General features: G+C 66.0%; 9 protein-coding genes. 4 read left to right on the forward strand and 5 right to left on the reverse strand.

All coding sequences use genetic code 11. The features are described 5' to 3' along the window. Positions 1 to 130: 130 nt before the first annotated feature. A complete protein-coding gene (locus ACWA1Q_RS02555; protein ID WP_463759263.1) occupies positions 131 to 790 on the reverse strand; it encodes a cyclodeaminase/cyclohydrolase family protein in 660 nt (219 codons plus the stop codon). Positions 791 to 936: 146 nt separating this feature from the next. Between ACWA1Q_RS02555 and ACWA1Q_RS02560 the strand changes: the two genes are divergently transcribed. Together ACWA1Q_RS02560 and ACWA1Q_RS02565 are read left to right on the forward strand one after the other, a co-directional pair. Next, a complete protein-coding gene (locus ACWA1Q_RS02560) occupies positions 937 to 2,742 on the forward strand; it encodes an amidase family protein (RefSeq protein ID WP_463759265.1) in 1,806 nt (601 codons plus the stop codon). Between the two features lie 66 nt (positions 2,743 to 2,808). Next, the gene (locus tag ACWA1Q_RS02565) at positions 2,809 to 3,537 is read left to right on the forward strand and encodes a cohesin domain-containing protein (protein WP_463759266.1); all 729 of its coding nucleotides are present in this window, start codon (positions 2,809 to 2,811) and stop codon (positions 3,535 to 3,537) included. Between the two features lie 60 nt (positions 3,538 to 3,597). Here the strand turns inward: ACWA1Q_RS02565 and ACWA1Q_RS02570 are convergent, their stop codons facing one another. Together ACWA1Q_RS02570 and ACWA1Q_RS02575 are read right to left on the reverse strand one after the other, a co-directional pair. Next, the gene (locus ACWA1Q_RS02570) at positions 3,598 to 4,566 is read right to left on the reverse strand and encodes a diguanylate cyclase domain-containing protein (protein ID WP_463759268.1); all 969 of its coding nucleotides are present in this window, start codon (positions 4,564 to 4,566) and stop codon (positions 3,598 to 3,600) included. A 175-nt stretch (positions 4,567 to 4,741) separates the two neighbouring features. Then, a complete protein-coding gene (locus ACWA1Q_RS02575; RefSeq protein WP_463759270.1) occupies positions 4,742 to 5,149 on the reverse strand; it encodes a hypothetical protein in 408 nt (135 codons plus the stop codon). 142 nt (positions 5,150 to 5,291) lie between these two features. Between ACWA1Q_RS02575 and ACWA1Q_RS02580 the strand changes: the two genes are divergently transcribed. Then, positions 5,292 to 8,993: a phosphodiester glycosidase family protein gene (locus tag ACWA1Q_RS02580; RefSeq protein ID WP_463759271.1), complete on the forward strand. Its 3,702-nt coding sequence runs from the start codon at positions 5,292 to 5,294 to the stop codon at positions 8,991 to 8,993. Positions 8,994 to 9,370: 377 nt separating this feature from the next. Further along, positions 9,371 to 10,714, forward strand: a complete 1,344-nt coding sequence (locus ACWA1Q_RS02585) for a hypothetical protein (RefSeq protein ID WP_463759273.1) — start codon at positions 9,371 to 9,373, stop codon at positions 10,712 to 10,714. A gap of 42 nt (positions 10,715 to 10,756) precedes the next feature. Here the strand turns inward: ACWA1Q_RS02585 and ACWA1Q_RS02590 are convergent, their stop codons facing one another. Together ACWA1Q_RS02590 and ACWA1Q_RS02595 are read right to left on the reverse strand one after the other, a co-directional pair. Further along, the gene (locus ACWA1Q_RS02590) at positions 10,757 to 12,397 is read right to left on the reverse strand and encodes a cell wall-binding repeat-containing protein (protein WP_463759275.1); all 1,641 of its coding nucleotides are present in this window, start codon (positions 12,395 to 12,397) and stop codon (positions 10,757 to 10,759) included. 244 nt (positions 12,398 to 12,641) lie between these two features. Beyond that, entirely contained in the window at positions 12,642 to 15,080 is a 2,439-nt protein-coding gene (locus ACWA1Q_RS02595; protein ID WP_463759276.1) for a cell wall-binding repeat-containing protein, read from the reverse strand. Positions 15,081 to 15,087 lie beyond the last annotated feature (7 nt).

Raw genomic sequence — 15,087 nt, forward strand, 5'->3', positions numbered from 1 at the left:
AAGCGAGGCCGGTGTATCGAGATCAGGGGGGTTGATCTCGATACGCTCGAGATCAGGGGGTCGATCTCGATACGCTCGTTCCTCGCCGGTTGCTGAGCTTGTCGACGTGCGATCAGGGGAGCGGGGCGGGTCACTCGCCCGGGTTCAGGCGATCCCGGCCCTCGATGTCCGCGGCCAGCCGGTCGATGCGGGCAAGCACGGCGTCGAGTTGCCCGACCGTCTCCCACAGCACCGGATGCTCCTCGGCTACGGGCGCAGAAGACCCAGCAGACCCAGATTCCAACGCCGACAGGTCGAAGTTCACGTTCGCCCGCGCCCCGGCAACGGCAGCACGCAGCGCCCCGCACGCCACCGCGACATCGGCGATGAGCGCCGGCTTGCCGTGCTCCGCGAGCCACTCGAGGTCACTGACCGCTGCCGCTCCCTGCCGGCCCAGGTCCGCAGATGCATGCGCTGCCTGAACGGATGCTTCGCGAATGGCATCCGCTCGACCCTCGTGCGGCTGCAGGCGAAACGCGCTGCCGAAGGACTCGGAGGCGGCGGCATCCGAATCGGCCAGCCGAAAGGCGGTCTCCCGTCCGGCAGCAGCCCGGGCGCGGAGCGCAGAAAGCTCGTCAGCACGCGGACCCGACACCGACGTGTACCCGGCAACCATCGACGTGAGGCTGTACGCGATCGCGAGCATGACACCGGATGCCGCCCCACCACCGGGCGAACCGGTGGACTCCGCGAGGGCGGCGGTCCACTCTAAAATCGTCGATCGGTGCGCAGCAACAGACCTGTTCTCCATGCCACCAGTAAACCCTCTCGCGGCCGAAACGGTCTCGTTACATCAACGCAACACCGCGCTGGGAGTGTGAGCGAACGCCGCAGTTCGCGGCCGACGTGACGCATCAGAACGCGTCACGATCCTTGATTGCCCCTGAGAGGACACCCTTGAGTCAGCCATCCCGGCGCCGATTCCGACGCGCCATTCTGCTCCCCGGAGCGATGGTCGCCGTCGCGGCCACGTGCTTCGGCACGGTGACCGTTGCTACGGCCGCACCATCCGATACGAGCGCACTGAACTTTCTTGCCCCGTTCTACAGCGAAGCGGATCTCACCGGCGACAACGCCGTTGACGACGCGGATATCGACCTGCTGATCGCGGCCCTCGGCACTACTGAGGCAGACGCGACCTGGGCCGAGGTGAGCAAAGCGGACTTCGACGCCAACGGCACCATCGGCCTGACCGACGTCGCTCTGCTCGCCCAGCGCGCACTTTACGACGACGGTCCGTTCGACGCCGTCGAGGCGAGCACGATCGACGCCCAGAAAGCAATGAACGCCGGCACCATCACCGCGGTCTCACTGACTCAGATGTACCTCGACCGCATCGCCGCATACGACGATCAGGGCGAGAAGCTCAACTCGATTATTTCGGTGAACGCCAGTGCTCTGCAGATCGCCGCCGAACTCGATGCCGAGCGAGCGAAGGGCGGACCGCGAAGCATGCTCCACGGCATCCCGGTCATCGCGAAAGACAACTACAACACGCTCGATATGCCGACGACTGCGGGCTGCACGTGCCTCAAGAACAACCAGACGGATGCCGACAGCCAGATGGTCGAGCAGATGCGCGCTGACGGGGCGGTCATTCTGGCGAAGGCCAACCTCGATGAGTTTGCCTTCAACCTGAGCACGGACAGCTCCCTCGGGGGCGTGACGAACAGCGCGTATGTGCGGGACCAGAACGCCGGAGGCTCCAGCGGAGGAACCGGCGCGTCGATCGCCGCGAACCTCGGCATCATCGGCCTCGGCACCGACACCGGTGGGTCGATCCGTGTTCCGTCGTCGTTCAACCAGCTCGTGGGCGTTCGTCCAACGGTCGGGTTGGCCAGCCGCGACGGCATCATTCCGCTCGCGCTGTCCCAGGACACCGGCGGACCGATGACTCGCACCGTTTCGGATGCCGCCATCACGCTCGATTCTGTCGTCGGCTACGACCCTGAAGATGCGATCACCGAGGAGTCGAAAGGCAACATCCCGTCGACGTACACGTCGAGCCTCGATGATTCGAGCCTCGAGGGTGCGCGGATCGGTTACGTCCCATCGATCGTTGGCACGAACGCCGCCGTGCTGCGCCTCTTCAACCAGGCCAGGGCAGACCTTGAGGCGCAGGGCGCAACCGTCGTCGAAATGACGATCCCCGACCTCGCCACTGTGCAGGGCTACTCGAGCGGAAGCACGAACGAGTTCAAGCACGACGTCAACGAGTACCTCTCAAAGTTCGTCACCGATCCGGCCGTGCCATACGCATCCCTCGCCGAGATCATCGCGGCGGGTGACTACCAGGCACCGTCACGCACCGGCACCTACAACGCGCGTGAAGCCGTCACCGAGGAGGCGTACCAGGCGTGGATCACGAAGCACAACGCCGAGATCCTTCACGGCGAGAACGTTCTCTCCGGGGCGATGGACACCTACAACGTGTCAGCGATGATCTACCCGACGACCACCGGACAGTACAGCGCGGGCGCAAACAACCGCCTCAGCGCGTACAGCGGGATGCCGGCGGTCACCGTTCCAATGGGCTTCTCGTCAACGGCGATCGACGGGAGCCGGATCGATGGTGCCCCGTCGAACATAGAGTTCCTCGGGCGCTCCTACGCCGAACCGACGCTTCTCGGCTTCGCGTATGACTACGAGCAGGCCACCAAACACCGCACCTCGCCCGTCCTCTTTCCCGCATTGGCTGGCTAGGGCATGAGCGGTTTGAGGCAGACATTCCCCGAGAACGCGGTTCTCGCCACGAAAGGTACCGAGTCCATGATTCCCTCCGTCAGTCCCCGCAGGCGCGCCGGGTTCTCGCTCTCCGCGCTCGCCGTGCTCACCGGCGGCCTGGTTCTCGCCGCACCGCTGTCGGCAACGGCGGCGCCGAGCGTTGCGAGCTTCTCGATCGCGGTATCGGATGACACGGTGGAGGTCGGCGACATCATCGACGTCACCGTTTCGGCCGCGACGGCGGCAGACGTCTACGCGTATGAGCTGGCGCTCGGTTTCGACCCGGCCGTGTTGGAGTACATCGACGGCAGTGCGGCGACGGAGATCTCCGGTGTCAACAGCGCGACCGTTGCTGGGGACACCCTTGAGTTCGTTCACACCAAGCTCGGCACCTCGCCGAGTGCGACCGGTGACCTCACCCTCGCCACCCTGTCGTTCGAGGCAATCGGGTCCGGAAGTGGAGCGCTGACCCTCGACGTCGAACTTGTCGGGTCGGATGCCGCGTCGCTCACGTTCGCGGACGCAGCGACGGCTGCGGTCGAGGTGGCAGCACCTCCGGTGACCCCGCCGTCGACGTCGACACCGACACCGCCGGCCTCACCGGGATCACCGGCGGGGGAGGACGCCGAACCCATCTCGAGCCCCGGCCGCGACAGCCTGTCGGAGACGGGCTCCGATGTCACGCCGTGGCCCTTCGTCGGTGCCGCTCTGGTGATGCTGCTCGGAGCGGCTCTGCTGATCGCCCGGCGAAAGGCGCGCGCACAGCAGGAGTAACACACGAGCAGTACTGAACAGGAGTGGCGGCCGGCGCGAGAGCGTCGGCTGCCACGTTTTTCAGGAGTCCGCTACTTCCCACCACTCAGACCGCGCACCCTTGCGCGACTTCACCGAATACAGCGCCTCGTCGGCGATCCGGAACAGTTCGGCCCCGGTCGTGCCGTGCGTCGGCGCGAGGGCAACACCCATGCTGAGCGGCGTCGAAATCGAGACGCCATCCGGCAGCGAGATCGGCTGCGAGTGTGCCTCGTGCAGTCGGGCGATGACCGCGCGCAGGTCGTCGAGCGGTCGCGCGGCATCCAGTCCCTCGAACACGGCGAGGAACTCGTCGCCGCCGATTCGCCCGACCACGTCGACAGAACGGATGCAGGCGCGGGTGCGCTGGGCGAATTCGCGTAGCACGGCATCACCGACCGGATGCCCGTACGTGTCGTTGATGGTCTTGAAGTCGTCGAGGTCGATCATGCCGACGGCGAGGGCGGTGCCGGCGCGTGAGCCTCGAGCCAGCGCGTCGGCCAGGTGCGCGGCCAGAGCCGTGCGGTTCGGTAGCCCGGTCACCGGATCGTGGGTGGCCTGGAACCGCAGCTGTTCCTGCAGTTCGATCAGGGGACTGATGTCTCTCTGCACACTGACGAAGTGCGTGGTTGTGCCCGAGGCATCCGCGATCGGGGTGACGGTGAGCGAGTTCCAGAACGAGGTGCCGTCCTTGCGGTAGTTGAGGATCTCGCCGCGGAACGTCTCGCCGGACTCGAACGTGTCACGCATGAGCTGCACCGTTGCGGCATCGGTCTCCGGTCCCTGCAGCAGAGCGCAGTTCTTGCCGATCATCTCGTCGGCGCTATACCCGGTGATCTCCGTGATCGCGCGGTTCGCGTAGATGATGCGCCGCTCGGCATTGGTGATGAGCGATCCCTCCGACACCGCTTCGAGTGCTGAGGCGAAGAGCCCGTCGGGAAGGCCGGCGGTCTGCGTCGGGCGAACGGATGCTCCGCCGTCGTCGGCAGCAGACGTCGCGTTCGTGTCCATGCTTTTCATCTCCGGCTTCAACCGATGCGGTCTGACCATATTCCCACCTCACCGCAAATCAAGCCGTCACCGCTGATCAAGCCCTCACCGCTGATCGAGCCCTTACCGCTGATCGAGCCCTTACCGCTGATCGAGTGCCGACCGAGCGAAGCGAGGCCGGTGTATCGAGATCCCTTCAACGCTGATCGAGCTTGTCGAGATCCCGCACCGAAACGCGGTCATCCCTTCGAGGCTGCTTGGTGACAAAGAATACGAACGCCGCAACCCCGAGTGCGGCGAGTAGCCCGGCGACGACCCAAATCGCCCAGAACTCAGAGGTGAAGGCAAGAATTGCGGCAACGCCGCTTGCAATCATCAGCATGATGCCGGCCACCAACATCGCGGTGGGTAGCTGCAACGGTGGGCTGGGCTGCCGAATGGCCGGAGGCGGGTCCGTCGCGACGATGTACAGGGTCGCGAACGGACCCAGAAGGAGAGAGATGAAGAACCAGGCCAGCCGCCCTCGGTTCTTCTGCTCGGCAAGGCCTGCGTTGACAAGGGCGAGGGCGAACCAGCCCCAGGAGTTCACCGCGTTGGGATCCATGCGCTCACACTAGCGAAGGGGCGCTCGGCGTCATACGAATTTCGTCGTTCACCTTTCGGATGCCTCTGGGTCACCTGGCATCCCTAACCTCAATCGCTGGTGCCCGCCGCGGGCTCCATGCCACAGCTTGGAAGGTTCCATAGTGCTCGAGTGCTCGCCCGCCGCCCCACCCCAGTCACCCCTGAGGCCGGAATCGAGGCGACGCCCGACTCGGTGGCTTGCGCTCGCGCTCGGTGCCGGGCTCCTTCTCGGAGGCACCGTCACAATTGGCGTCGACCCAGCACCGGCGGTCGCCGCAGACGGGACCGGGGGGCTCAACCTGACCGGTGAGAATTCATCTCTCCTCACCGCGGAAACCAGCGCGCTCGCCCCGGGCCTCGACCTGACGTCGTTCAAGCGGCTCCAACCACAGGGCTGGGTCACCGGCCACGTCATGGTCGCCGACCTCGGCACCCCCACCCTCAGCATGGATGTGCTCGACGGCGGCAGCGTCTCCGGCGGTGCGACCGTCAGCGCTCAGGTCGAGGACACCGGCGCGATCGCCGCCGTCAACGGCGACTACTTCGACATGAATGCGTCCGGTGCGCCGGTCAGCACCAATGTGTCGTCCACACGTGGAGTGCTCAACGCGACCAACTCCAATCGCCCGGCGCTCACGATGGCCGACGGAGTTGCTGCTATCCAGCAGATCGCCTCCGCCGCTACCGTGACGATCGACGGCGACAAGCTCGACGTCCCGTCGGTCAACGCTCCCGGCGTGCCGAGCAACAGCATCGGCTACTACACGCCACTGTGGGGAAGCCACCCGCTCTCCCGCGTGCTCGGTGGTCCGGCCAACATGACGAAGACCTTCGCCGTCGCGACGGTGACCGACGGCGTTGTCACCTCGGTGACCAGCGACCCGGCCGAGACCATCGCGCTTGTCAGTGCAGACACCGCCATCCCGAGCGGCAGCGCGGTACTCGTCGGGCGTGAGGCGGAAGCATCCCGCATCGCTGCCCTGACGGTCGGCCAAAAGGTCGACGTCTCGGTCGGAACCACCGCCGACGTCGACCTCGCGGTCAGCGGATCGCAGCGCCTGATCGAGAACGGCGTGCAGACCCCCGACGACCAGGTCGAAGCGGCACGCACCGCCGTCGGCGTCAACGAGAACGGCACCGTCGTCTACGTTGCGACGATCGACGGCCGTGCCGGCGACGCCCGCGGCATGACCGTGCAGGAGCTGGGCCGTCTCATGCTCGACCTCGGCGCCCACAACGCCGTCAACCTCGACGGTGGCGGCTCGACCACCCTCGTCGCCCGCGCCCCGGGTGCCAGCGCGCCCGCTTTGGTGAACCGCCCCTCCGACGGCACCGAACGCGTCGTCGCCAACAGCCTCGCCTTCTTCTCGAGCGCGCCGGCCGCCGCGGCGACGAACGTGGCCATCGACACAGCGTCGACGAACGACACAGCGGATGCCGTGTTCCCCGGCCTGTCTCGCACGATCACCGGAACCGGCCTCGACGCCAACTACGCCGGAGTCGCCGTGTCTGGCGACTTCGCCGCGAACAATGAGGGCGTCACCGTCGAGAAGATCGATGGCACCACCGCCCGCGTCACTGGCGCCAAGCCAGGTAAGACGAATGTGTCGTTCACGGCGGAGGGCAAGACTGCTTCGATGCCGCTGCACGTGCTGGGTGAACTGGCGCGACTGCGGGCATCCGCTTCGGTGATCTCGCTTGCAGAACCAGGCAGCACCGCCACCCTCAGTATCGAAGGGCTCGACGCCGACGGCTTCGGTGCACCCATCGAAACCGCGGACCTCTCCGTCACCGCCGGCAGCGACATCACCGTCGAACCCGCGGGTGTCGACACCTTCATCGTCTCGCCGAACGTCGAGTCAGGGTCGGCAACGATCACGGTCGAGGCGGGCGGGCAGACCGCCGAGATTGCCGTGACCGTCGGGTACAAATACGAGCCGGTCACTGATCTCAGCGACGTCGCATCCTGGACCAGTGCCGTCGCTCGCGCGACCGGCACGACGAGCGCGGCGACCGGTCCCAACGGTGAGGCGGCGATGAAGCTCAACTATGACTTCACGACGTCGACCGCAACGCGTGGTTACTATGCCATCGCCCCGGCACCGATCGAGCTCGCCGGCCAGCCGCAGGCGATCACGATGTGGATCCACGGTGACGGGAGCGGTGCCTGGCCCCGGCTTCAGGTGAAGACCGGGAACGGTGTGACCACCAACCTCGACGGTGCACTCGTGGAGTGGACCGGCTGGAAAGAGGTCACCTTCCGCGTTCCAGCCGGCACAGCGTATCCCCTCCAGTTCGAGCGGATCCGGATGATGGAGACGCGATCAGCCGCGTCATACCACGGTGAGGTCACCATTGCGGGGATCTCGACGATTGTGGCTCCTGACGTTGACCAGCCGGTGGCATCCGTTGTGTATGACGACGTCATCGTCACCGACGGAACCGTCGCGGATCGCGCCCAGCGCATCGCGGTGATGAGCGACGCCCAGTTCGTCGCCCGGGTTCCCGACGGCGCCATTGTGCAGGCGGCCCGTCGCACGCTGCAGGAGATCGTGGACGAGAAGCCCGACCTGCTAGTGATCAACGGTGACTTTGTCGACGAGGCGTCCACTGCCGATTTTGATCTCGCGCGCACCATCCTCAATGAGGAAGTGGGCGATGCGATTCCATGGATCTATGTGCCGGGCAACCACGAGGTCATGGGCGGGGCGATCTCGAACTTCGAGGCGGAGTTCGGCGACACCACCCAGACCAAGCGGCTCGGGTCGACCCTGGTCGTGACGCTGAACACGGCGAACGGTTCGCTGGCTCGTTCGGACGCCAACCAGCTGCGGGTGCTCGAGAAGGCACTCGCCGATGCAGCGGATGACAGCCGGATCACCGGGGTAGCGGTGTTTGCGCACCACCCGGCAAATGATCCGCTGCCGTCCAAGGCGAGCCAGTTGAGCGACCGGTATGAAGCGGCGGAGCTGGAGCGGACCCTCGCGAAGTTCCGCGCCGACTCGGGCAAGTCGATCGCGACGATCAACGGTCACGTCGGCGTGTTCCACGCGACGAGCTTCGACGGGGTATCGAGCCTCATCACGGGAAACTCGGGCAAGGGGCCGTCTGGCACGCCGGAGACCGGCGGGTTCACCGGCTGGATGATGCTCGGTCTCAACCCGTCGGCAGGTGTGGTCGGATCGACACCGACCACCGTTGTCGACCGCACCGGTTGGATGCGAGCTGAGACGAAGCCGCGCGTCGATGAGGTGCTGCTCGCGGCACCGACGGTCATGACGGTGGGGGAGTCGGAGTCGGTGAGCGCCAGCATCCTGCAGGACGAGGGCCGTGAGGTTCCGGTGCAGTGGCCGATGAGTGCGGACTGGGACGGTTCAGGTGTCGTCATCGACGCCGGCCAGGCGCGCGAGCGTGCCGCGTCGGTGCTGCGGTTCAACCCGGCGACGAAACAGCTCACCGCCGTGAGCGCCGGGACCGCAACGCTCTCGCTCACGGTCAACGGCGAGACGGTATCGGCCGAGGTGACGGTGATCGCCGTCCCCGGCGAGGTCGTGCCGCCGGTCGATCCGGCCGACCCGAGTGACCCAGCTGATCCGGCGAACCCGGCCGACCCGGATGCTCCGGCACCGGGAGAGGGTGACTCCGATGGAGACGTGCCGGCGGGTCAGGCCCCCGGTTCATCGGCGGACGCTGACCAGTCAGACGACCTGGCAGCAACGGGTACGGATGCCGTCGCGCCGGCAATTCTGCTTGCTGCGTTTGCGCTGCTCCTCGTCGCGGCGGGTGCGCACTTGAGGCGCCGGACCAAGTTGCAGCACGAGTAAGAGAACGTAAGATGCCCGATCGCACCGAGTGCGGTCGGGCATCTTGTTCGTTCGGTCGGAGTGAGCGGGTTCCGTCTAGAAAGCGGTCTGAGAACTCAGGGCCTCGAAGACCAGCCACCCGGCGAGCACCAGGCACACGCTGAGCGCTGCAATTGGCGCCCATCGGTTCCGGGCGCGGCGAGGAAAGGGACGATGCTTGGGCATCCTTCGAATATAGGACCGCTCATCAGGGTTTGCGATAGCGGGTTACCCCCAGTTCGTCCAATCGCTGCAGCAACCCACCCCCAGTCCACGGGCCGCAACTCGGCCGTCCAAGCGCCCTCGCGGTATGGTGACTCGGGCACCATATCGACCTGGTGCGCAGGGGGACAACCGATATGAAGCTCAACGACACCGATCGCGGGCCGTTGAATGACAGTGAAACGCCGCTCATCGAGCCCAAGCGGGCACGACGGGCAAGCGACGACACGCAGCTCATCGGTTCGGACGCTGAGTCACCTGTCGGCCACGACGCTCACCAGGCCGATGCCGGCCGCCGGCTGATCGACCCCGATGCCACCGCTCCCATGGACGTGACCACGATCGATGAGTCCGTCTTCACGCTGTCCCTTCCCTTCACGAAGACCACTGCTGCGGCCGATACCCGCGACACCCCGTCCGAAGCCGAAACGGCCTCGATCGCGATTCTTCTGCGCGATGACGGCAAAGAAGTCAGCGCCGATGTCGCCGAGCACGAGCGGATCATCCGCCCGACACCGACCGTCTTCCTCCCGGGTAATAAGCAGAGGACGACCCGAAGCGTTCTGACCATCGTCATCTCCATCCTCACCGTTCTCGCCCTCGTCGGCGTCGGCATCCTGTTCGCGGTGAAGAGTCAGGCAGCGACCCCCGAGCAGCAGGCATTCGAGGCCTACTCCTCCCGGCAGCTCACCGTGGCGAAGGCTGACCGAAAGCTCACCTCCACTTACACCGCCATCACCACCGCCAGTACGGAAGCCGAAGCGGTCAACCTGGCGGCTGCTGCCGCGCTCGCCGCCGTCGCGGGTGTGTCGGACGAGCCCGCACGTGCTGCAGCAGAGACTCAGCGCGTCGCAACGGCCGCAGCCATAGCGGAAGTCGTCGCCGTCGACCCGGCCGAGACGCCGTATGCAGCGCCCGGCGTGAGTGCGGGTTCGAGCCTCAGCGTCATCGGGGCTGCCCTCGACGAGATCTCTGCCGAAGCCACGCGGATCGAAGCGGCGCAGGTCGAACTCGATGCGGCTCTCACGGCGATAACGGATGCCCGAACCGCCTTCACGACGGCGTTCACCACGTTCGCGGAGACGATCCCGGCGACGGCTACTGCCTTGATCGAAGCCAACGGGGATGCCGGCCAGGAATGGCGAGATGCGGTCAGCACTTCGGTCACTGCCTTGACGGCAGCGGTCGAGAAGGAAGCCGGCGCTGCCGAACTCCAGGCGTATGCCGCTTCGGCCTTCGCCCTCCAGGATGAGAACGCACGGGTGATCCTGGAGCGCGAGTCCGTCGAGGCAGAAGACGACAGGACTCCGCAGGCCCCGAACCGGCCACGAAACGACTCCAACCCTGACCCGGTCACTCCGCCGGGGCAGAACACTCCTGCCCCGGAGGACCCGGACTCGGGTTCGACCACTCCGCCGGTAGTCGAGCAGCCCGGGCCAGTAAAGCCTGACCCCGAGACCGATCCCGACACCACTCCGTAGTAGCGGCCGATTCAGTCGTCAGTAGCGGCCCGAGCGATCGCCCTACTTGCAGGCCACCAGGTTTGCGACGTTCGCGCTGAGCGCTCCGGTTCCGCCGAGTAGCACCACTGAGCTCGCGCGAAGTGTCTTGATGTCGGCTAGCACATGGGCAGGAACACACGTGCCGCGCACGGTGTAGAGCGGTGCCTTGTTCTTGCCGGCCAGTGCCGCACCGGCGAGGGCGTCGGCAAAACCGGAGCCGTTGGCCAGATACACGGTGCCGCTCGTCGTGAACGAGCCGCGGTTGATCGCGCCAGCCGTGGCGTACCGGTCTCCGCCGCCAAAGCGGGTCACGTTCGTGGCGCCGAGCGCAGACTTGAGCGAGGCCTCGACCTTCGCGTTCACGGCGCCGGTGCTTCCGGCGATGGTCGCCTTCGTCACCTTGAGCGTCGACAGCAGGTCTTTCGTCCTGGCGTCGATAGCGGCGCCGTTACCGTCCACGAGCACGACGGGTGCACCGGCGGCGCCGGCCGCGGCGGAAGCGGCGAGGGCGTCGGGGAAGTTGCGTCCCGTCGCCACGAATGCCTTCGCGCTGCCAGCGGGGAACGCGTTCTTCACGATCACGCGCGCGGTCTCGTATCGGTCGCCACCGGCATCCCGGCGAATTGACGGGGTGAGAGCCGAGAGCTTGTTGTACACGGGGGAGGAGACGGCGCTCGTGCCGCCGACAACCACGATCTTCTTCGGCTTGAGCCTCGTGATCTCAGCGGCGACCGTGGCAGGAAGCGACGACTTCGCGGTCAGCAGCAGCGGTCCCTTCTGCGCGGCGGCGGCGGGTGCTGCGGCGAGAGCGTCGGGGAACGACGTACCGGTTGCGACGTACACAACGGGAACACCAGCGGCGAATGACTTCTTCGAGACGTCAACCGCGGTCGCATAGCGATCGGTCCCGGCGAGACGGCTGACAGTCGGGGTTTTCTTCACGAGCTTGACCGTCGGCGTTTCGATGACGCTGCCGGCCGTGGGAACGGCGATGGTCCCTGCCGCTGCGAGCGACGCCGCTGCCGGGTAGAACTGCGGAGCATACGTGGCCCCGGCGAGGGTGACCGAATTGGCCGACGCATCGGCGAATCCCTTGTCCGAGAACCCGAGCTTGTACGAGCCGATAGTGAGGCCGGTCACCTGGTAGCGGCCCTTGTCGTCGGTGAAGCTGTCAAAGACGCGCGTCCATGCCTCACCGTTCTTCTTCCAGACCGGAATCTGCAGGTTTGCGAGCGGTGCACCGGTGGTGTCCGTCGCGAGTCCCGTGATCGTCGACGCCTTAGTCAGCACGGCATTGCGAGCGGATGCCGTCGCTCCTGCTGCGACCGTGGTCACGACCGACGCGGCTTCAGTCGCGGAGTTCTGCCACCACTGGGGGAGGAAGGACTGGTCGGTTGCCGTCGCGCCGAACTTGGAGAAGACGATGCGGTGCCCTCCAGCGGTGAGGCCAGTGATCGTGTAGTTGCCGTTGGCATCCGTTGTCGCAACGCCTTCCGAACCACCGGCGGGGTTATAGGCGTGCACTTGTGCCCCGCCGAGGTTTGCCGTTCCCGTTTTGACGTTTCCCGAGATGGACCCGGTTGCTGCAGCGGCGGATGCTGGCGCACCAGCCACGAGGGGAACTCCGATCGCGATCGCGAGGGTCACGGCAAATGCCGTCACCCGCTGACGCCAGGGTGTGTGGGCAGGCTGAACGGGGGAGTTCGGGCGCGACAAATGGTGCTCCTGAAAAAGTGGGAAATAAGAATAGGTCCGGAGATCACTCTCGAAACAGACCTTTGCTCACTATATACGATTTATCTCGGAACGTGACCACAACGGGGGCCGCGGCGACTCCGGCGCGCTCCGGCAAACGAAAAACGGCCCCGGCTGCAACGCAACCGGGGCCGTTCGAATCGAGCGAGTTTTACCTACATGCGGTCATGTTCACGACCTTGGCGGTGAGCACTCCGGCGCCACCGAGGAGCACGACGTTCTTGGCCTTCAGGCGAGCGAGCTCTGCGAGCACCGTGGGTGGAACGCAATCCGTCTTCACCGTGTACAGCGGCGCCCTGTTCTTGCCGGCCAGCGCTGCTCCGGCGAGGGCGTCGGCGAAACCGTCACCGTTGGCGAAGTAGACCGTGTCTGACGCCGCAAACGCAGACTTGTTGATCGCCACAGCGGTGTCGTATCGGGTCACTCCACCGAGGCGGTTGACGTTCGCGGTGCCCAGGAATGACTTCAGCGATGACTCGACAGCGGTGCTGACCACTCCGGTGCCGCCGGCGACGAACGCCTTCTTCACCTTGAGAGTGGAGAGCAGTCCTCTGGTGTCGGCGTCCACGGCCGATCCCTTGCCGTTGACCAGCACAACCGGTGCGGTGATCGAGCCGGCCGCGGCCGAGGCCGCGAGTGCGTCGGGGAAGTTCAGCGCCGTGGCAACGTATGCCGTGTCGCTGCCGTTCGGGAAGGCTTTCTCCACGATCACGCGGGACGTCGCGAACCGGTCGATCCCGGCATCCCGGCGAATCTCGGTCGTCATGCCCGCCAGCTCGTTATAGACGGATTCCGACACTGCGCCGGGCCCGCCGACGACGACGATCTTGCCCGGCTTCAGCCGGCGAATCTCTGTGGCAACCTCGGTGGGGAGTTTTCTCGCGTCGGTCAGGAGCAGTGGTCCGCCCTGGGCGGCCGCCGCGGGAGCGGCGGCAAGGGCGTCGGGGAACGCCATGCCGGTCGCGATGTAAACGACCGGAGCCGTTCCTGCGAACGACTGCTTGGAGATGGCAACTGCTGTCTGGTAGCGGCTCGTGCCGGCGAGGCGGCTCACGGCGACCGTCGGCTTCGTGCCGAGCGAAACGGTGACCGAAGCGGTCGCGCCGGTGCCGGTGACGGCGATGGTCACCTTGCCCGACCGAGCGGTGAAGGTCTGACCGGCTTTGTAGAACAGGTCGCGATTGGTGAAGAGATCGTGAGCGTTGCTAGCGGTGGTCCTTGGGCGGGTAAGCACGGTGGAGGACCCGTTGGCTTCGAGCTTGAGGACCCGCACGCCGGTGTTCATGCCTGCGAAGTATCCCGTCTCGTAGAGCGCGCCGTCATCGATACTCGCGCCGGTCCGGTACTCCACCAGGTACACCTGGCCGTTGGACGGATCCGTCACCCGGATGCCACGGACGCCTGATGCGGAGGTCGCCGGCTGGACTGCGACAGCGGTTGAACTGTATGCCGACCCGCCGGTCAGTGCCAGAGACGGCAGAGCTGCAGCAGGGAGAGCATCCAAGGCCGCCTTGTGTGTGACGTTGAGCGCCGTCAACTGACGGTTGGTGATTCCGTCGTAGGTGAGGGCCATGCCCATGGTGTCGTAGACGTCGTAATACTCGGTCGGGGCGCAGCCGGCGCTTTCATTGCAGAGCTGCGCGTTGGAGTGCTCGAGGCCAAGGTTGTGGCCGAATTCGTGGGCGAGCGTGTGCAGGTTGACCGGTGCGTGATGTCCGACCCATATCAGGCCTCCGTCTTCAAGGGATCCGATGCTTCCAAGCCCTGTTCCGCCGCCGCACGACTCTGGTGCGATGACCACGAGGTGGTCGGTCGCGTTGTTCAGCCAGTAGTACTCGAAGGAGGCGCCGAATCGCGCAGCGGCGACATCCCACGCGCTTTCGGGGTCACACGCGTAGGCCGAGACGATGCGCTGAACGGATGCCGGCTTCGTGACGCGCGCCACCTGGCCGCCGCTCTGGGACGGCCAATAGGTGTTGAGCTTGGTCACCATGGTGTTGACTTCGGCGTCGGTTACAAGCGTTTCGCCTGGGTTTCCCGGCAGGGTCATCACTGCGATGTCGAGCGTGTGGGCGCGGGGGGAAACAGCCTTGCCATAGACAGGACCGGTGACGGTCGCGTCGACGACCTCCAGCGAGGAGTCGAGGTCGGAGGCCGCCTCGATGATCGTCGAACCGAGCTCTGATTCGCCGTCGATCACATCACCGGGAGAAACCTCATCAGCCTCGTCGGGGAGGCTTTCCTCTGCACGCTCGGCGACATCCGTCGGGACCGAAACGGTTCCCGCGAACGTGCTCCCGGAGATGGCGTCATCAAGCGCCACGCCAGTCAGCTCAACGGTCAGGCCGTCGGCTGTTCGGAGAAGAACCTCATCGGTGTGGCCATCGTGGGTCGTGCTCGTGGCGCCGTCGACAAAGGTCGCGCGAGCACCGTCACCGCCGGCGAGCACGAGGAGGTCGCCCTCGAGCTGGACAGTGGTTGTCGCGTCGATCCCCGACGGTTCGGCAGCGATAGCGGGGCTGACCGCACCGCCCACCAGCGTCAGAGAGAGGAGAGCTCCGGTGAGCAGAGCGGGGGTACGTCGTCGCATGTGCGTC

This window comes from Mycetocola sp. TRD_SC_2, assembly GCF_055361225.1.